Genomic DNA, 16762 nt, shown 5'->3' on the forward strand with positions numbered 1-16762 from the left:
CATGGGTGCGTCGGCGTGCGCACGCGACCCGCTCCGCTCGTGTGCGGGGTCAGTTGTGTACGCGGATCTGGCCGAAAGCGTACGGGACTGACCTCGCAAGGGGCGGGACCTGCCGGGCGGGTCAGGCCGAGCGGGATGCGATGGCGCCGCGGATTCGTCTGATCAGCGCGTCGGCATTGTTGAGGTCGTCCTGGGTGAGGCGGATCACGATCCAGCCGAGCGCTTCCAGCTCACGCTGACGCCGGATGTCTCGCCGCCACTGCTCGGCACTCGTACGATGCCCATCGCCTTCATACTCGATCGCGATCTTCAGCTCGGGGTACGCGAGATCGGTGCGCGCGACGAGCATGAGGCCGTTCAGAACTCTGTACTGAACCACCGGCTCTGGCAGCCCGCACGTCCGCATGAGCAGTCGGGTCTCGGTCTCCTTCGGCGATTCGACGTCGTAGGAGGCGAGTGCCAGAGCCTCGCGGATCGTGCCACATCCCGGAAAGCGGTTCCAGACATCGAGGCGCTCCGCGATGTCATCGATCGTCACGTGCGGACGGCTCAGGCGGAGCCCCGGATAGTTCGTGGCGGTGGTGAGGATCGAGTCGATCAGGGTCACCGCTTCGAGCTTGGTGAGCCCTTTCGCACAGGAGAAGAGCGTCGCGACAGGATCGAGTACAGGCACATCGTCGATCCGATGGAGGGTGAGCCGCTCCGGGGCAAGACGAAGCCCGGTGACACCGGCAGTGCGCGGGCGGGAACCGCTTGTGGGCACGAACACATGGAGTGTCTCGTCCTCCTCCCACGTCGAAGGCACAGGCATCCGCCAGATGCGCGCCGCCGTCCTACCGCCGAAGCGCTGATCCGCAGCAAGACGCGGAGCGTAGGCCGTCCCTCGGTCGTCGAACGTCTCGGGTTCCGTCGTGACTCGGATGCCGCGATACGGCCGGGCGAGGTCCGGAGCGTCCCGGCGCCGCCGCGGGACGCCCGCGCCGGACGCCTCTTTGACGGTGAACCGCTCACCGAGTGTTGGGGGAAGAGGCGTCCTGGCTCGCATCTCTCCATGGTCGACCTGCGACCGACCGCGGACCCGTGCATACCCCAGCTGCTGTGGGCAACGTTCGGATCCGCGCAATCTGTGGACAAGCAAGGCGCCATCGTGCGCGGTGACCACAGGAGTCATCGTGGGCGCCGACCCGCGCCTCCGCGGGTCACAAACGTACGGTTCCGTCCCCGAAAACGTGCGCAACTGACCCCGCACCCCGTGAAGAGCGGCGCGGCCTACGCCACCAGCAGGTCGAGAGTCTGCGCGCGCCCGGTGGCGGCATCGAGCGGCTCGCCGTCGTAGGCGCCGGCGACCGGCGACATCATGATCTCGTCGACGCCGTGCTGCGCGGCGAATGCGGCCAGAGACGACCGAACCTCGGCACCCTCGCCGATCAGCCAGCGCTGACGCATCGCGTCGATGAGGGTCTGCTCCTGGGTATCCGGATGCTCAGCCGCACCGCGCTGCGCCTCGTCGACCGTCTCGAGCGGCCTCATCGGCTTGTTGCCGCGCAAGCGCGCCATCGCGCGCAGCTGCGGCAGGGCGCGGGCCTCCGCTTCCTCCGCCGACGGCGCGGCAACCACGTTCGCGGTGAGAAAGGTGAGCGGCGCGTCGAGCGTCTCGGACGGGCGGAACTGCGAGCGGTACAGGTCGAGGGCGCGCTCCAGGCCGACTCCCGCGAAGTGGTTCGCGAACACGTACGGCAGCCCCTGCGCGGCGGCGAGCTGGGCGGAGTAGTCGCTCGAGCCCAGCAGCCAGATCGTGGGGGATCCTGATGCCGCGGGCGTCGCCTTCACGCCGTATTCGCCGCCGCTGGTGAAGCGCACCGTCGCGCCGTCGGACTGCACCATCGCGGCGATGTCCTGCACGTGCGCGGGGAAGCGGTCGACGTCTCCGGTGGTGCCCGACTGGCGCAGCAGATGCGTGATCACGGGGTCGCTGCCCGGTGCCCGGCCGATGCCGAGGTCGATGCGTCCCGGTGCGAGCGCCTCGAGGGCGGCGAACTGCTCGGCCACGATCAGAGGCGCGTGGTTGGGCAGCATGACGCCACCCGAGCCGACGCGGATCCGCTGCGTGCGCGCGGCCGCGGCGGCGATCAGGACCGGCGGTGTGGTCGATGCCACCGACGGCATGTTGTGGTGCTCGGCGAACCAGTACCGGGTGAGCCCGAGCGCATCGGCGTGCTGGGCGAGCTGCATCGACGACGCGATGGCTTGCGCGCTGGTCTGGCCGGTGCGGACGGGAACGAGATCGAGGACGGAGAGCGCGGGAGTAGTCATCGTCAGAGGACAACGTCGGTCGCCGCGCGCGCATTCCGCACCGGGCGGATCCAGCGCAGATCCCCGGACGCATCCCCGAGCGGATCACCGGGGCGCATCGCAGGCGTACCCTTCCTGGAATGGAGTCCAGCATCTTCTTCATCGTCGTCGGCGCCGTGGCGGTCGCAGCCGTAGCCCGCCGAAGAGGATGGCCCGCACCGCTGCTGGTCACGGTCGTCGCGCTGCTGGCATCCTTCCTCCCGTTCGTGCCGGATGTCGCGATCGACGGACACCTGCTGCTGAACGTCGTGCTGCCGCCGCTGCTGTACTCGGCGGCGCTCGACGTGTCGTTCCTCAGCTTCCACCGGGCGATGCCGCAGATCCGACGGCTGGGTGTCGGTCTCGTCGTCGTCACCGCTGTCGTCGTGGGCTTGCTGGCGTGGTGGGTGATGCCCGAGCTGACCCTGCCGGGAGCCCTGCTGCTGGGGGCGATCGTCGCCCCTCCGGATGCCGTGTCTGCGGCGTCCATCGGCCGCCGGCTCGGCCTGCCGCGGCGGGTGATGACGGTGCTGTCGGGGGAGAGCCTGATCAACGACGCCACGTCGCTGACCATGTTCCGGGTGTTCGCGGCGATCGTCGCCGGCGCCACGGTGTCGATCTGGGACGGGATCTGGCAGTTCGCGCTCGCCGTGGTGATCGGGGTCGCGGTCGGGCTGGTGTTCGGTATCGCGCTGCACCAGCTGCGGATGCGCGTCGACGATCCGGTCGTGAACGGCACCTTCGGTCTGCTCGCGCCCTTCGGCGCGTACGCGATCGCCGAGCAGCTGCTCGGATCGGGCGTGCTGGCGGTCGTCGCGATGGGGCTGTTCGTCGGGTTCAACGCTCCCAAGACGAGTTACGCGACCAGGCAGCAGGAGGCCCCGCTGTGGCTGTCGGCCGACTTCCTGCTCGAGTCGTTCGTGTTCGCGTACATCGGGCTGCAGCTGCCGCGAGTGATCGGCGAGCTGGAAGACGGCGAGGGCGGGACCATCCTGCTGCTGGCGGTGATCGTCCTGCTGGCGGTGCTCGTCGTGCGGCCGCTCTTCGTGTACCCGGCGGGCGCGTGGGGCCAGCGCTGGACGAAGCTGCGTCTGCGCCGGTGGGAGAAGATGTCGGCGGCGAAGAAGGCGCTTCCGCTCGCGAACAGGCGTCGTCGTCGGCGACCGCTCACCGAGGAGCAGCTGCGGCGCCGGCTGACCGAGACCACGCTCTCGTGGCGCGACAACGCGGTGATCTCGTGGGCCGGCATGCGCGGAGTGGTCACGTTGGCGACCGCGCTCGCCGCGGTCGATCTCGCGGGTCTCGATGCGCGGGCGGCCGACGCGATCGTCGTGGTCGCCTTCGTCGTGACCGTCGGCACCCTGCTGCTGCAGGGGCTCACCCTGCCGTGGCTGATCGGTGCGCTGGGGGTCGTGGACGACGAGGAGGCGCGGGAGGATGCCAGACAGCTGGCATCCGTGCGCGAACGCAGCCGCGACGTCGGCAAGGCCTACCTGCGCGAGGCGAGGCGCGCGTGGGTGAAGGAGCACGGCGAGGAGCGGCTGCCGGCGTTCGACGCGTATGCCGAGCGTCTCGTGCGCATGCAGGCGGGCGCCGACCAGGCCGGCGAGGAGCCGGCGGAAGAGCGGCCGGTGCGACCATCGCCGGAGCAGTTCGCGGCGATGGCGAAGGGCTGGCTGTCGGTGCGCCGCGACCTGCTGCTGGAGGAGCGGCGCGCCGGCAACCTCAGCGAGGAGGTCATGCACGAGCTGATCGCGGCGATGGATGCCGAAGAGCTCGCGCTCGACACGAGGATGTCGCTGCGCACCTGAGCGCCGGGTGCCCGGCGCTCAGGTGCCACGCGGCCAGGGCGCTGCGAGCTCAGGCAGGCACGAGGGCGTCAGCGGACGGGCGGCCCAGGCGCAGCGCGGTGAGGATCTGCCACCGGGCGCTGTAGCTGTACCCGCGGAGCTGCTCGATGGCGGCGATGTCGTCGCGGTCGAGCCCGTCGCGGATGGCTTCGCGCACCAGGTCGTCCTTCGTGGCGGGGAACTCCATCTCAGCGAGGAACCGGCGGAGGTCGGGGGAGGGGGACATGAGACATTCCTTTCCGGATCAGGGCGGGGAACGCCCGGGAGGGCGCTCCCCGCTGCGGATCAGGCGCTGATCGCCTCGCGGGTGTCGGTCGACTCGACCTGGATGCGGCGCGGCTTCGCACGCTCGCTGACCGGGATGATCACCGAGAGCACGCCGCTGTCGTACGACGCGCTGATGCGCTCGAGGTCGACGCCGTCGCCGAGCGTGAACTGCCGGAAGTAGGTTCCGGTGCCGCGCTCGCGGGCGATCCAGCGCATGCCCTCGCCGGTGTCGGCGGTGCGCTGGGCGCGGATCGACAGCTGCGAGCCGTCGAGATCGACGTCGATCGAGCCGGGGTCGGCGCCCGGGATGTCGGCATGCAGGACATAGCGGTCGCCGTCGCGGCAGAGGTCGACGGGCATCACGCGCGGGGCGCGTACGGAGTCCAGCACGCTCGCAGCGAAACGATCGAGCTGACTGATCGGGTCGAGGGTCATGGCCATGGTGTTCTCCTCTCACTATGGGCCGCCGGCCGGCGGCGCTGTGACCGATGCAGGAAATCTGCATCCGGTGATGTATATTTATAGCTCCAGTTCGAACAGATTTCAAGTACGAGGATGGATGCCGAATGGCCGAGCGCGACGGTGCAACTCCGGTGTACGGGATCGCCGTCGCGGCCGATCTCGCCGATGTCCCCGAGGCGACGCTGCGGCTGTACGAGCGACGAGGGCTGTTGACTCCGTTCCGCAGCGACGGTGGAACGAGGCGGTACAGCGACGACGACATCGACCGCCTGCGCCGGGTCGCCGAGCTGCGGGATGCCGGGGTGAACCTTGCCGGCATCGGCCGTGTGCTCGATCTGGAAGACGAGAACGGCGACCTGCGGCGCGAGCTGGAGGAGGAGCGCCGCTCGCGCTGACGTCACCGGCGCGGGTCGGGGGATGCCAGGGCATCCGGATGCAGAAAGCGCCCCGCCCTGTCAGGGCGAGGCGCTTTCTGCGGGTGAGCGAGGTCAGCGAGCGCCGGCCGGCTCCTTCGTGGCATCCGGCTCCACGGCATCCGCGTCGTCGATGTCTTCCGCGAACGGCAGGCCGTTGCGAGGAGCGTTGTAGAGCTCCTCGTCGAGGATGCCCTCGCGCTTGGCGACGATCGTCGGAACCAGCGCCTGGCCCGCGACGTTCACCGCGGTGCGGCCCATGTCGAGGATCGGGTCGATGGCGAGCAGCAGTCCGACGCCCTCGAGCGGCAGGCCCAGGGTCGACAGGGTGAGGGTCAGCATCACGATGGCGCCGGTGGTGCCCGCGGTCGCTGCCGAACCCACGACCGAGACGATCACGATCAGCAGGTACTGGATGAAGCTCAGCTGGATGTCGAAGAACTGCGCGACGAAGATCGCGGAGATGGCCGGGTAGATCGCGGCGCAGCCGTCCATCTTGGTGGTCGCGCCGAGCGGCACAGCGAACGACGCGTAGCCGCGGGGCACGCCGAGGTTGCGCTCGGTGACGCGCTCGGTGAGCGGCAGGGTGCCGATCGACGAGCGGCTGACGAAGGCCAGCTGCACGGCGGGCCAGACGCCCGAGAAGTACTGCTTGATCGACAGGCCGTGGGTCTTCACGAGGATCGGGTAGACCACGAAGATCACGAGGGCGAGGCCGATGTAGATCGCGCCGGCGAACCAGGCGAGCGAGGTCAGCTTGTCCCAGCCGTACTTGACGACGGCGGCGCCGATGAGGCCGAAGGTGCCGATCGGGGCGATGCGGATGATCCACCACAGCACGCGCTGGATGACCTTCAGCAGCGACTCGGTGAAGGCGAGGAACGGCTCGGCCTTGCGGCCGGCCTTCAGAGCGGCGATGCCGACGACCGCGGCCACGACGATGACCTGCAGGATGTTGAAGTTCACGTTCGACACCAGCGTGCCCTCGACGGGGCCGGGGTTGGTCGAGACGGTGAGTCCGAGGAAGTTCTGCGGGATGAGCCCGAGCAGGAAGTTCCACCAGGTGCCGACCGTGTACGGGTCGCCGGTCTCGAGGCCGGCGCCGGCCTTCGAGCCGGGCTGGATGACCAGACCGAGGGCGATGCCGATGATCACGGCGATGAACGCGGTGATGCCGAACCAGAGGATCGTCTGACCCGCGAGGCGGGCCGCGTTCTGCACGCGGCGCAGGTTGGAGATGCTCGCCACGATCGCCGTGAAGATCAGCGGGACCACGGCCGCACGCAGCAGCGTGACGTACGAGCTGCCGATGCGGTCGAGCGTGTCCGACAGCGGGGTCGGGTTCTCGGCTGAGGCGCCGAGCGAGACGGAGATCAGTCCGACGCCGATGCCCAGGATGAGGGCGGCGATGATCTGGAAACCGAACGACGTCAGCAGCTTGCGTGCCGGGCTTCGGGTGTCGGGCGCCTTCTGGGCGCGCGCGGTGGATGAAGAGGTGCTCAAGGGGACTCCAATTGTCTGCGCGGAGTGCGCTTCACGTGGACTAAACGCTAAGCGGATCGTCGTATTCCTGCGAATGGATGTGACGAAGCGTGACGCCCTCGGCGGAGCGCCCACCCCACCCCGGTCGTTGAGCGAGCACCCCCGGTCGTTGAGCGAGCGAAGCGAGTCGAAACGCAGCGACCCGCCTACGCCCGCCGACGTCCGTCCTCGGCGGGCAGAGCGAACATGTCCACCGTGACGCCGTCCAGCAGCATCCCCGGTTCGACCTTGAGCGCATCCGCGATGCGGACCAGCGTCGGGATGCCCATCAGCGCGCGGCCCTTCTCGTAGCCGCGGATGTTCGACGAATCGATCTGGGTGAGCACCGCCAAACTCGTCCTGGGTGATGCCGCGACGCCTGCGTTCGTCCGCGATCAGCTCGCCGATGCGAGCGGCAGCAGGGGAGGGGACGCGGGGCACTCGTCAAGCGTGAGGAATCCAGGCGATCTGTGCCAGGGTTAACGCACCCGGGTACAAGTACCGATCCGGGGTTGACGCCCTGGAGGTGCAATGGCCGGCGCGCCCAAGACAGCCCGCACCCACGGCATACCGATCGTGACCGAGGCCGAGTTCATCCCGGCCTTCGACGCGTACATTCTGCAATACGGCCTGACGGGCTGACGGACCCTCGGGGTTCGAGTATTCATACCAATGTCGGTGGCCCCTGCGACTATGAAGTATGGCAACTTTTACCGAGGTCGCGGCGCTCGTCCCGACCCTGCGCGACCGGGGCGACGCGTGCGCGTCGCTCACGCAGGCGCAGTACGCGGTAACCGCCATGACGGATGCCGAGGTCGTCGCCGTCCTGCGTGAAGCCAACGAGGCGCTGCAGCACGCCGAGCAGCTGCGGCTGATCGCGGTCGGCGTCATCGCCACCCGCTCGCACCGCGACGCCGGCCACTCCGGCGCCGCGCAGAAAGAGGGCCACCGCAGCGCCGCCTCGCTCGTGCAGAAGATCACCGGCTCGAGCAAGGCGGACGCCTCCCGGCAGGTGCGCGTCGGCGAGGCGATGCTCGGCGGAGAGACGGGACAGTCGCTGCTGGATCTCCCGCATCCGGATGCTTCCGCCGACCCGGATGCCGCGTGGCGCCCGGTCGACTGGCGCGAGCCGCTGCGCGTCGCGCGACGGGACGGGCGGATCAGCACGACCCAGTTCGACGTCATCGAGCGAGGGCTCGGTGAGCCGCCCGCCGTCGACGGGATCGTCGACGATCAGCAGCGACACGACGTCAATGACCACGTCCGCGCTGCGTGGGCGCAGGCCGCCGAAGAACTCGTCACCGAGGCGGCGGAGCGCACCACGGAAGAACTCGGCGCGGCGGCCAGGGCGATCCGCGACCTGCTCGACCCTGAAGGTGCCGAGCAGCGGTTCCGCGACCGGTATGAGAACCGCTCCTATCGCGTGTGGACCGACCAGTACGGAGTGCGTCGCGCCAGCATCGCCTACGACGACCACGGTGCGACGCTCGTCAGCACGCTCATCAATGCCGCGCTGCGGCCCCGCAGAGGCGGCCCCCGATTCGTGGACTCGGAAGAGCAGGCCAAGGCCAAAGCCCTGAGCGACGATCCGCGCACCAACGAGCAGCTGCAGTACGACCTCATCATCGATCTGCTTCGCGCGGGCGCGCTCGCCGACGCAAGAGACGTGTTCGGCACCCGGCAGGCCGGGGTGCGACTGGTGCAGGTGGTCGACGACGACGGCGCGCGCGTGGGTTACGCCGAAGACGGACTCGGTGCGGTTCCGGATGCCATGATCGATCAGCACATCTGCGACTCCGGCATCGTGCCCGTGCGCGTCGACGCGTGCGGCAATCCGCTCGACGTCGGCCGAGAACAGCGCCTCTTCACACCCACGCAGCGCATCGCCCTCGCCCTGCGCGACGGAGGCTGCCGGTGGACGGGATGCGACCGCCCCGCCTCGTACTGCGAATCGCACCACATCGACGAATGGCATCGCGACGGCGGGCGCACCGACATCGACCGCGGGATCCTGCTCTGCCGCTTCCACCACATGGAACTCCACCATGGGGGATGGCGCATCACGCGCGACGGGAAGGACGACTTCCAGCTTCACGACCCCGGGGGAGAAGTGCGCGCATTGCGCGCGAGAGCATTCCTCTCCTACGCGTGGGGTGCGCTCGGGCCACCGCCGTTGCGATTCCGGCCGGCCATCGCCTGACCCGCGGAGCTCGAGGACTGGTTCCGGCCGGTGCGCCAGCGCCCCCGCAGCGCGCCGAGTCAGTCGCGATGCGCCAGCACGAGCAGGTCACCCACCTCGCACTCGAGCGCGTCGCACACCGCACGCAGCGTCGAATACCTGATCGCCCGCGCCCGATCGTTCTTCAGCACCGACAGGTTCACGATGCTCACGCCCACCCGAGCGCTCAACTCGGTCAGCGTCATCCCGCGCTCGGTGAGCAGCTCATCCAGACGACAGTGGATGCCTGTGACCTCGTCATCCGCCTCCGCCGGCGTCATACCAGCCCCTCCGTATCCCGCTGCAGCCGCGTCCCGCTGCGCAGGATCACCGCAAGAGCGGCGAACGCCAGCCCGGCCGCGATCGGCCAGAACGGAAGGGTGACGCTGAACATCGGGTCGGGCCACCAGGCATCCAGCACGTCGTCGATACCGGCGACCTCCTCGTAGCCGCCACCGGAGTACGCGAGAAGCTCAGCCGACGCCATGCTTCCCGCGATGTCCGACAGCACCTGAGCACCGATGCCGCCGAGGCAGACCACGACCGCCGTCACCATGGACATCCGCGACAGCACCGGCGCGAAGGCGCGCCCGCGCAGCAGCTGATAGCACGACATGGCGACCAGGGCCCCGACGGCGCCCGGAACCAACCACCACAGCGCCTGCCCGATCGCCCAGCACACCCGCGCACCCGTGCTCAGGCCCTCGACCACCACGTCGGCATCGGTGAAGCCGCCGTCGGTCCGCGTCGCGCTCGCGCCCTCGACGAACGCACCCTCCGGCAGCGCGGGCCAGTACGCGGCTGTGGGCACGGTGATCTGCACGGCGCTCTGCACCAGCGTCGCGACAGCAGTCACGAGCGCGCCGGCGATCGCGATGCCCGCCCACAGCAGTGTGACCCAGAAGGTCACCCGGATGACCGCGGGCTCCCCGTCGTGCGAAGCGCCCGCGCTGCTCCGGACGAAGAAGACGACCGCGATCCCCAACCCGACGACGAGCGCGGCAGCCAGCACCCACAGCAGGACGCCCATCAGACCAGGCCCTCCGTCTCGCGCTGCAGCCGGTCGCCGACCACGAACACCGAACCGACCACCGCCAGAGCGAAAGCGGCCAGCACGAAGGTGAACGGCTCCACCGTGATCACAGCGGTGTCGAACGGGCCGTCGATCGCGTGCGCCATCGCCGCGTTCGCGAGCATGTTGTCGAAGAAGTGCGACGCGGCGGCACCGACCAGGCCGACTATGCCGCCGACCGCCACGAGCCGGGTGTTCGCCTTGCCGAACACGCGCCCGCGGAGGATGTTGCGGCTCAGCGCGATCAGACACGCCACCACGACGACGATCGTGACACCGAACGCGATCTGCCCCAGTACCCCCGCGACCACGCCTATCGCGTCGAGACCCTCGACGCTGATGACCGCTCGATCGAGCTCGACCGGGAGGGTCGTGCCGCCGACCTTCGCATCGGCCCTCGTGTCGACGAACTCCACCAGAACCTGGAGCGGGCCGCCGCCGACCAATTCGGCGATGCGGGCGGCGACGTTCCACACCGTCCACAGCGCGATAGCCACCCCCGCGATGACGAACAGCGCCAGACTGACGGTGTCACCCCTGCTCAGTGTGCGCTCTGCCTGAGCGCCTTCCCTGGTCTCCATATCCACCCTGCATATCGATAGTCGTTGTTATCGGTCTTCGTTAACATAACGACCATCGATATGGGTGTCAACACATGGTCGCCGTTCAGGCCCGCTCCGCGAGCGAACGCGGCATCCGGAAGCCCGGCCGACGGCAGAAACGTATGCCGACGGCGAACACGGGCATTCCTCGCCGCCACGGTCGTTACTCTCGATGTACACGGCGCCACCGCCGCTTCGCCCCGCGCGAAAAGGAGTCACAGCATGTTCGAGAGATTCACCGACCGAGCCCGCCGGGTCGTCGTCCTCGCCCAAGAAGAGGCGAAGATGCTCAACCACAACTACATCGGCACCGAGCACATCCTCCTCGGCCTCATCCACGAGGGTGAGGGCGTCGCCGCCAAAGCGCTCGAGAGCCTCGGCATCTCTCTCGACGCCGTGCGCGAGCAGGTGCAGGACATCATCGGCCAGGGGCAGCAGCAGCCGACCGGCCACATCCCCTTCACGCCGCGCGCGAAGAAGGTGCTCGAGCTGAGCCTGCGCGAAGCGCTGCAGCTCGGCCACAACTACATCGGCACCGAGCACATTCTGCTCGGCCTCATCCGTGAAGGCGAGGGCGTCGCCGCTCAGGTGCTCGTCAAGCTCGGCGCCGACCTCAACAAGGTGCGCCAGCAGGTCATCCAGCTGCTCTCCGGTGCCCCCGGTCGCGAGACCGCGTCGGTCGGAGCCACCACCAACGAGAGCCAGCAGGCGGCCCAGGGCGGCTCGCAGGTGCTCGACCAGTTCGGCCGCAACCTCACCCAGGCTGCGCGCGACGGCAAGCTCGACCCGGTAATCGGCCGCGAGAAGGAGGCCGAGCGGGTCATGCAGATCCTCTCGCGCCGCTCGAAGAACAACCCCGTCCTCATCGGCGAGCCCGGCGTCGGCAAGACCGCCGTCGTCGAGGGCCTCGCCCAGGCGATCGTCAAGGGCAACGTTCCCGAGACGCTCAAGGACAAGCAGCTCTACTCGCTCGACCTCGGCTCGCTCATCGCCGGCTCCCGCTACCGCGGAGACTTCGAAGAGCGCCTGAAGAAGGTCACGAAGGAGATCCGCACCCGCGGTGACATCATCGTCTTCATCGACGAGATCCACACCCTCGTCGGCGCGGGCGCCGCAGAGGGCGCGATCGACGCGGCATCCATCCTCAAGCCGCTGCTCGCCCGCGGCGAGCTGCAGACCATCGGCGCCACCACCCTCGACGAGTACCGCAAGTACTTCGAGAAGGATGCCGCGCTCGAGCGTCGCTTCCAGCCCGTCCAGGTGAACGAGCCGACCCTCCCGCACGCGATCAACATCCTCAAGGGACTGCGCGACCGCTACGAGGCGCACCACAAGGTGCAGATCACCGACGGCGCCATCGTCGCCGCGGCGAACCTCGCCGACCGCTACGTGTCCGACCGCTTCCTGCCCGACAAGGCGATCGACCTGATCGACGAGGCAGGCGCGCGCCTGCGCCTCAGCATCCTGTCGTCGCCGCCCGAGCTGCGCGAGTTCGACGAGAAGATCGCCAAGGTCCGCCAGGACAAGGAGGCAGCCTCCGAGGAGCAGGACTTCGAGAAGGCGGCATCCCTGCGCGATCAGGAGAAGGAGCTGCTCGGTGAGCGGCTGCGCCTCGAGAAGCAGTGGCGCTCGGGTGACGTCGCGACCCAGGCGGTCGTCGACGAGGGCCTGATCGCCGAGGTGCTCGCCCAGGCCACCGGCATCCCGGTGTTCAAGCTCACCGAAGAGGAGTCGAGCCGACTCGTCTTCATGGAGAAGGCGCTGCACCAGCGCGTCATCGGCCAGGAAGAGGCGATCGCCGCGCTCAGCCGCACGATCCGCCGGCAGCGCGCGGGCCTCAAGGACCCGAAGCGCCCCAGTGGCTCGTTCATCTTCGCCGGCCCCACCGGTGTCGGAAAGACCGAGCTCGCCAAGGCGCTCGCCGAGTTCCTGTTCGACGACGAGGCCGCGCTCATCTCCCTCGACATGAGCGAGTTCGGTGAGAAGCACACCGTGTCGCGTCTGTTCGGAGCCCCTCCCGGATTCGTCGGATTCGAAGAGGGCGGCCAGCTCACCGAGAAGGTGCGCCGCAAGCCGTTCTCGGTCGTGCTGTTCGACGAGATCGAGAAGGCGCACCCCGACATCTTCAACTCGCTGCTGCAGATCCTCGAAGAGGGTCGTCTGACCGACGGTCAGGGACGCATCGTCGACTTCAAGAACACCGTGATCATCATGACGACGAACCTCGGCTCGTCGGCGATCGCCGGTGGCCCGGTCGGCTTCCAGATCGAGGGCAACTCGCAGACGACGTACGAGCGGATGAAGGGCAAGGTCGACGAAGAGCTCAAGCGCCACTTCAAGCCCGAGTTCCTCAACCGTCTCGACGACATCATCGTCTTCCCGCAGCTGAACAAGGACGAACTGCGCCAGATCGTGGGTCTGTTCACGAAGCAGCTCGGCGACCGCCTGCTCGACCGCGACATGACCGTCGAGCTGTCGGATGCCGCGAAGGACAAGCTCATCGACATCGGGTTCGACCCCGCCCTGGGTGCGCGTCCGCTGCGTCGTGCCATGCAGCGCGAGATCGAGGACCAGCTCTCCGAGCGCATCCTGCACGGTCAGCTGAACACCGGCGACCACGTGAAGGTCGACGTCGTCGACGGCAAGTTCGCCTTCGAGCACGCCCCGCGCGGCGAGAAGGTGTCGGTCGGCATCAACACCGGCGGCGGCATCTCGACCACCCCCGAGATCGCGGCCGGCTGACCCGACCGGTCAGACAGCGAAGAAGAGGCCGGATGCCATGGCATCCGGCCTCTTCTTGTGCTCAGATCAGCGCGGGTCGTTCCACGACCAGATGTCGTCGCCGCGCAGCGTGGCATCCGCGCCGCCGTCGTCGTAGATGACCTGCCCGGCCAGGTGCGTGTTCTCGACCCCGGTCAGCCAGATCAGCAGGTTCGCGATCGACTCGGGCGGCTGGTGGCTGTTCAGCGGCATCGGCACCGCCGCGTCGACCATCGCGCGCCCCTCCTCGGTGGCGAGCAGCTGCTCGGTCATCGGGGTGAGCACGGTGCCGGGGGCGACCGCGTTGAGCGGGATGCCGGCGCCCGCCCACTCCGGCGAGATGGAACGGCGGCGCACCCAGCGCGAGAGCGCGCGCTTCGACGCCGGGTACACCTGGTACGCCTCGCGCGGACCCTGCGCGGTCAGCTGCTCGGCGATCGCGAGCGTCGCCGCCTCGTCGCCCGACAGCGCCGCCTCGACCAGCTCGGGCGGGCTCTGCTGCAGCGAGGCCATCGACGACACCACGGCCGCGCGCGGAGCCGACGAGCGCACCAGCGCGGGACGCAGGGCTTCGAGCAGCTCGACGACGCCGAAGTAGTTCACCGAGAGCGTCTTCGCGATGGGGGCCGAGATGCCGGCGCAGGCGATCACGGCATCCACCGTGCCGCCGGCGAGCTCGATCGCGGCGGCGGCCGCCGACTGACGACCCTCCGCCGTGCTGAGGTCGGCCTCGACGTCGGCGTCGCGCAGATCGATGCCGATCACCCGGGCGCCGCGCTTGCGCAGCAGCCGCGCGGTGGTCTCGCCGATGCCGGATGCCGATCCGGTGACGACATAGGTGCGGTTCATGACTGATCCTCCTCAGATCTGCGCTCCGGGTGGGGGCGCGGCGTGTCCCCGGCGGAGTCGCCGGGGAAGTCGGTGACGCCCAGCCGGGCGACGAGTTCGGCGACCTGGGCGGCCAAGGCGGCGGCGTCGTCGCGTGACGTGTCGCGCAGTGCGTGACGCATCATCCGGATGCCCTGCGCGAGCAGCCGCCGGTGGGCGGCGGCGCCTTCGGCGGAGAGGCCGACGATGGTCGCCCGACCGTCGACGGGATCGGATTCGCGACGGATCATCCCCGCCCGCTCGAGCCGCGACAGCTGCTTGCTGACGGTGGGCCGGCTGATGTGCATCGCCTCCGCGAGATCGCCGGCGCGCAGCGGCCCGTGCAGCCCCAGCACGTACAGCGCCGACACGTCGGCGGCGTCGACGGTGACGCCGGCGCTCTGCGCGACGGCGCGCTGCACGTTCGGCGACGACCATCGTGCGACGAGAAGCGTGAGCGCCTGCACCAGCACGCTCTCGGGGGATGGGGCGTCGGCGGGCATGCTCTCACTCTACATGTAGTTGCCTCAAGCAATCATATGAGGATGCCGACTCCCGGCGGTCATGCGGATTCGCTGCGGGTCGGTCGATCTAGGGTGGAGCCGTGACAGACTTCCTCGTCCGCCCCGCCCGCAGCACAGACGTCATCGGCATCCACGCGCTGCTGGAGCCGCTCGTCGACCAGCGCATCCTGCTCGGCAAGGATCTCGCCGTGCTCTACGGCGCCGTGCAGGAGTTCGTCATCGCCGAGGCCGACGGCCAGCTGATCGGCTGCGGCGCCCTGCACGTGATGTGGGAGGACCTGGGCGAGGTGCGCACCCTGCTCGTGCGCGACGACTACCTGCGCCACGGCGTCGGCCGCGCGATCGTCACCGACCTCGAGCATCGCGCGCGACAGCTCGGGCTGACTCGGCTGTTCTGTCTCACGTTCGAGACCGAGTTCTTCTCGCGCCGCGGCTTCGAGCCGATCGGCGAGCAGGTGGTCGACGCCGACGTGTACTCGCAGCTGCTGCGCAGCGGGGATGCGGGCGTGGAGGAGTTTCTGGATCTCGCTCACGTCAAGCCGAACACGCTCGGCAACACGAGGATGATCAAGCACCTGAATTAGCCTGGACTCATGTCCCGCCAGTCCGCCGCCGTCTACCGTCGCCGCCGACTCGCGGTGCTGGTGCTTCTCGTTCTCGTGCTCGCCGCCGTCGGCGGTGGAGTGTGGCTGGCGATCGCGCAGCCGTGGTCGGCCGCCGCGCCCGCCGACCCGACACCAGACCCCGAGGCCACGACCACCCCGACCCCCGAGAGCTCCAGTGCGACGCCGTCCCCGGAGCCCACCGAGACCCCGGGCATCGCCGCGTGCACCGCGGAAGACGTGGTCGTGACCGCGGTCACCGATGCCGACACCTATCCGGCCGAGGCGCTGCCGCAGCTGTCGATCTCGCTGACGAACCGCGGCGCAGCCGACTGCACGCTCAACGTGGGCTCCAGCACGCAGACGTTCACTGTCAGCAGCGGAGACGATGTGTGGTGGCGCTCGACCCACTGCCAGTCGGAATCGAGCGACATGATCGTGACCCTCGAAGCCGGCTCGTCGGTCACCAGCGCGACGCCGGTCGTCTGGGATCGCACGCGCTCATCGACCGAGACCTGTGCAGAGCAGAATCGTCCTCGCGCACCGGGAGGCGGAGCCTCGTATCATGTCGCCGTGTCGATCGGCGGTTTCAGCAGCGAGACGCCCAAGCAGATCATGCTGCGCTGAGCGAAACGCCACTGCGGACTCGAACTCTTTCTCGATCTGTGGCTGACACGAACGATATTTTGGGATACCATGGAGGTCAGGTTCTCAGTTCTGTCGCAGCAAGCCATCCCCAGTGGTGTCGAGACCAGCGTCCCCAGCGCTTCGACAATCGCCGCGACCGAGAACCGGAGGGCCCTCTCGAGTTCCCCAGTCCCCAATGGAGGACTCGAGAGGGCCCCACTCTTAGGCTGGTGTCATGGCGAAGAAGAAGTCAGGCAGCAAGCGCCCCGCACCCGAGGACTTCCGCTCTGAGGCTCTGGCCCAGGCCCTCGAGAAGCAGGACATGGCGGCCGTCGCCCTCGCGCTCCGCAACGGCAACACGGTCGTCCCGCTGATCAAGCCCGGGGCCCGTGACAATCCGCTCGACAGCGGCGAGGTGTGGACGTACCGCGACGCGAACACCGGCGACGTCGCGCTGCTGCTGTTCAGCGATGCCAAGCACAAGCCCGCCAACCTGCCACCCGGGGTCGGCATCTACTCGCCGACATGGCTGAGGTCGTTCCTGAACACGCACCGCGACACCATCACCACGGTGTTCCTCGACATCGCCGGCCCCCACCCGATGCAGGCGCCCCCCGCGGAGCTGCTCAAGGCGCTCGACGCCTGA

General features: G+C 68.9%; 18 protein-coding genes. 7 read left to right on the top strand and 11 right to left on the bottom strand.

What is annotated here, in order from left to right; all coding sequences use genetic code 11:
- Positions 1-121: 121 nt before the first annotated feature.
- Together H9633_RS13265 and H9633_RS07685 are read right to left on the bottom strand one after the other, a co-directional pair.
- Positions 122-1162: an endonuclease domain-containing protein gene (locus H9633_RS13265; RefSeq protein WP_191712679.1), complete on the bottom strand. Its 1041-nt coding sequence runs from the start codon at positions 1160-1162 to the stop codon at positions 122-124.
- Between the two features lie 107 nt (positions 1163-1269).
- On the bottom strand, positions 1270-2313 hold the full coding sequence (locus H9633_RS07685) for an LLM class flavin-dependent oxidoreductase (protein ID WP_191712680.1): 1044 nt from the start codon (positions 2311-2313) through the stop codon (positions 1270-1272).
- 119 nt (positions 2314-2432) lie between these two features.
- Between H9633_RS07685 and H9633_RS07690 the strand changes: the two genes are divergently transcribed.
- Positions 2433-4142: a cation:proton antiporter gene (locus tag H9633_RS07690; RefSeq protein WP_191712681.1), complete on the top strand. Its 1710-nt coding sequence runs from the start codon at positions 2433-2435 to the stop codon at positions 4140-4142.
- A gap of 49 nt (positions 4143-4191) precedes the next feature.
- On the opposite strand, the gene H9633_RS07695 is transcribed toward H9633_RS07690, so the two are convergent.
- Positions 4192-4407, bottom strand: coding sequence for a DUF2795 domain-containing protein (locus H9633_RS07695; RefSeq protein ID WP_191712682.1), 216 nt, complete (start codon positions 4405-4407; stop codon positions 4192-4194).
- 59 nt (positions 4408-4466) lie between these two features.
- On the bottom strand, positions 4467-4889 hold the full coding sequence (locus H9633_RS07700) for an Hsp20/alpha crystallin family protein (RefSeq protein WP_191712683.1): 423 nt from the start codon (positions 4887-4889) through the stop codon (positions 4467-4469).
- A 125-nt stretch (positions 4890-5014) separates the two neighbouring features.
- Here H9633_RS07700 and H9633_RS07705 point away from each other — a divergent pair, with 125 nt between their 5' ends.
- A complete protein-coding gene (locus tag H9633_RS07705) occupies positions 5015-5305 on the top strand; it encodes a MerR family transcriptional regulator (RefSeq protein WP_191712684.1) in 291 nt (96 codons plus the stop codon).
- Between the two features lie 93 nt (positions 5306-5398).
- Here H9633_RS07705 and H9633_RS07710 read toward each other — a convergent pair whose 3' ends face one another.
- Together H9633_RS07710 and H9633_RS07715 are read right to left on the bottom strand one after the other, a co-directional pair.
- A complete protein-coding gene (locus tag H9633_RS07710) occupies positions 5399-6826 on the bottom strand; it encodes a dicarboxylate/amino acid:cation symporter (RefSeq protein WP_191712685.1) in 1428 nt (475 codons plus the stop codon).
- A 185-nt stretch (positions 6827-7011) separates the two neighbouring features.
- On the bottom strand, positions 7012-7191 hold the full coding sequence (locus H9633_RS07715; RefSeq protein ID WP_191712686.1) for a helix-turn-helix transcriptional regulator: 180 nt from the start codon (positions 7189-7191) through the stop codon (positions 7012-7014).
- Positions 7192-7544: 353 nt separating this feature from the next.
- On the opposite strand from H9633_RS07715, the gene H9633_RS07720 reads away from it, so the two are divergent.
- Positions 7545-9044 carry an HNH endonuclease signature motif containing protein gene (locus tag H9633_RS07720; RefSeq protein ID WP_191712687.1) on the top strand — a complete coding sequence of 500 codons (1500 nt, stop codon included), beginning with the start codon at positions 7545-7547 and terminating at the stop codon, positions 9042-9044.
- A 59-nt stretch (positions 9045-9103) separates the two neighbouring features.
- Here the strand turns inward: H9633_RS07720 and H9633_RS07725 are convergent, their stop codons facing one another.
- From H9633_RS07725 to H9633_RS07735, 3 genes are read right to left on the bottom strand one after another with little or no spacing between them, the layout of a single operon-like run.
- Positions 9104-9343 (bottom strand): helix-turn-helix domain-containing protein, encoded by a 240-nt coding sequence (locus H9633_RS07725; protein WP_191712688.1) that lies wholly within the window; start codon positions 9341-9343, stop codon positions 9104-9106.
- On the bottom strand, positions 9340-10092 hold the full coding sequence (locus H9633_RS07730) for a hypothetical protein (protein WP_191712689.1): 753 nt from the start codon (positions 10090-10092) through the stop codon (positions 9340-9342). Before H9633_RS07730 ends, H9633_RS07725 begins: the two co-directional genes overlap by 4 nt.
- Positions 10092-10715 carry a DUF2975 domain-containing protein gene (locus H9633_RS07735; RefSeq protein ID WP_191712690.1) on the bottom strand — a complete coding sequence of 208 codons (624 nt, stop codon included), beginning with the start codon at positions 10713-10715 and terminating at the stop codon, positions 10092-10094. Before H9633_RS07735 ends, H9633_RS07730 begins: the two co-directional genes overlap by 1 nt.
- Positions 10716-10958: 243 nt before the next feature.
- Between H9633_RS07735 and H9633_RS07740 the strand changes: the two genes are divergently transcribed.
- On the top strand, positions 10959-13478 hold the full coding sequence (locus H9633_RS07740) for an ATP-dependent Clp protease ATP-binding subunit (RefSeq protein ID WP_071641747.1): 2520 nt from the start codon (positions 10959-10961) through the stop codon (positions 13476-13478).
- 66 nt (positions 13479-13544) lie between these two features.
- Here the strand turns inward: H9633_RS07740 and H9633_RS07745 are convergent, their stop codons facing one another.
- Positions 13545-14345, bottom strand: a complete 801-nt coding sequence (locus H9633_RS07745; RefSeq protein ID WP_191712691.1) for an SDR family oxidoreductase — start codon at positions 14343-14345, stop codon at positions 13545-13547.
- Positions 14342-14866 carry a MarR family winged helix-turn-helix transcriptional regulator gene (locus H9633_RS07750; RefSeq protein WP_191712692.1) on the bottom strand — a complete coding sequence of 175 codons (525 nt, stop codon included), beginning with the start codon at positions 14864-14866 and terminating at the stop codon, positions 14342-14344. The genes H9633_RS07745 and H9633_RS07750 overlap by 4 nt, the downstream gene beginning before the upstream one ends.
- Before the next feature lie 101 nt (positions 14867-14967).
- On the opposite strand from H9633_RS07750, the gene H9633_RS07755 reads away from it, so the two are divergent.
- The 3 genes from H9633_RS07755 to H9633_RS07765 all read left to right on the top strand — a co-directional run bounded on the left by H9633_RS07755 (position 14968) and on the right by H9633_RS07765 (position 16762).
- On the top strand, positions 14968-15471 hold the full coding sequence (locus H9633_RS07755; protein WP_071641741.1) for an amino-acid N-acetyltransferase: 504 nt from the start codon (positions 14968-14970) through the stop codon (positions 15469-15471).
- Positions 15472-15480: 9 nt separating this feature from the next.
- Positions 15481-16116: a hypothetical protein gene (locus tag H9633_RS07760; protein WP_191712693.1), complete on the top strand. Its 636-nt coding sequence runs from the start codon at positions 15481-15483 to the stop codon at positions 16114-16116.
- A 235-nt stretch (positions 16117-16351) separates the two neighbouring features.
- Positions 16352-16762, top strand: a complete 411-nt coding sequence (locus H9633_RS07765) for a dehydrogenase (protein WP_071641737.1) — start codon at positions 16352-16354, stop codon at positions 16760-16762.

The sequence above is a fragment of the Microbacterium commune genome (assembly GCF_014836945.1).
GTDB lineage: Bacteria > Actinomycetota > Actinomycetes > Actinomycetales > Microbacteriaceae > Microbacterium > Microbacterium commune.

Bases quoted from the DNA above. Each gene is read 5' to 3' on its own strand.
- H9633_RS07685 (WP_191712680.1), bottom strand. From the start codon at position 2,313: ATGACTACTCCCGCGCTCTCCGTCCTCGATCTCGTTCCCGTCCGCACC.
- H9633_RS07690 (WP_191712681.1), top strand. From the start codon at position 2,433: ATGGAGTCCAGCATCTTCTTCATCGTCGTCGGCGCCGTGGCGGTCGCA.
- H9633_RS07695 (WP_191712682.1), bottom strand. From the start codon at position 4,407: ATGTCCCCCTCCCCCGACCTCCGCCGGTTCCTCGCTGAGATGGAGTTC.
- H9633_RS07700 (WP_191712683.1), bottom strand. From the start codon at position 4,889: ATGGCCATGACCCTCGACCCGATCAGTCAGCTCGATCGTTTCGCTGCG.
- H9633_RS07705 (WP_191712684.1), top strand. From the start codon at position 5,015: ATGGCCGAGCGCGACGGTGCAACTCCGGTGTACGGGATCGCCGTCGCG.
- H9633_RS07720 (WP_191712687.1), top strand. From the start codon at position 7,545: ATGGCAACTTTTACCGAGGTCGCGGCGCTCGTCCCGACCCTGCGCGAC.
- H9633_RS07725 (WP_191712688.1), bottom strand. From the start codon at position 9,343: ATGACGCCGGCGGAGGCGGATGACGAGGTCACAGGCATCCACTGTCGT.
- H9633_RS07730 (WP_191712689.1), bottom strand. From the start codon at position 10,092: ATGGGCGTCCTGCTGTGGGTGCTGGCTGCCGCGCTCGTCGTCGGGTTG.
- H9633_RS07735 (WP_191712690.1), bottom strand. From the start codon at position 10,715: ATGGAGACCAGGGAAGGCGCTCAGGCAGAGCGCACACTGAGCAGGGGT.
- H9633_RS07740 (WP_071641747.1), top strand. From the start codon at position 10,959: ATGTTCGAGAGATTCACCGACCGAGCCCGCCGGGTCGTCGTCCTCGCC.
- H9633_RS07745 (WP_191712691.1), bottom strand. From the start codon at position 14,345: ATGAACCGCACCTATGTCGTCACCGGATCGGCATCCGGCATCGGCGAG.
- H9633_RS07750 (WP_191712692.1), bottom strand. From the start codon at position 14,866: ATGCCCGCCGACGCCCCATCCCCCGAGAGCGTGCTGGTGCAGGCGCTC.
- H9633_RS07760 (WP_191712693.1), top strand. From the start codon at position 15,481: ATGTCCCGCCAGTCCGCCGCCGTCTACCGTCGCCGCCGACTCGCGGTG.
- H9633_RS07765 (WP_071641737.1), top strand. From the start codon at position 16,352: ATGGCGAAGAAGAAGTCAGGCAGCAAGCGCCCCGCACCCGAGGACTTC.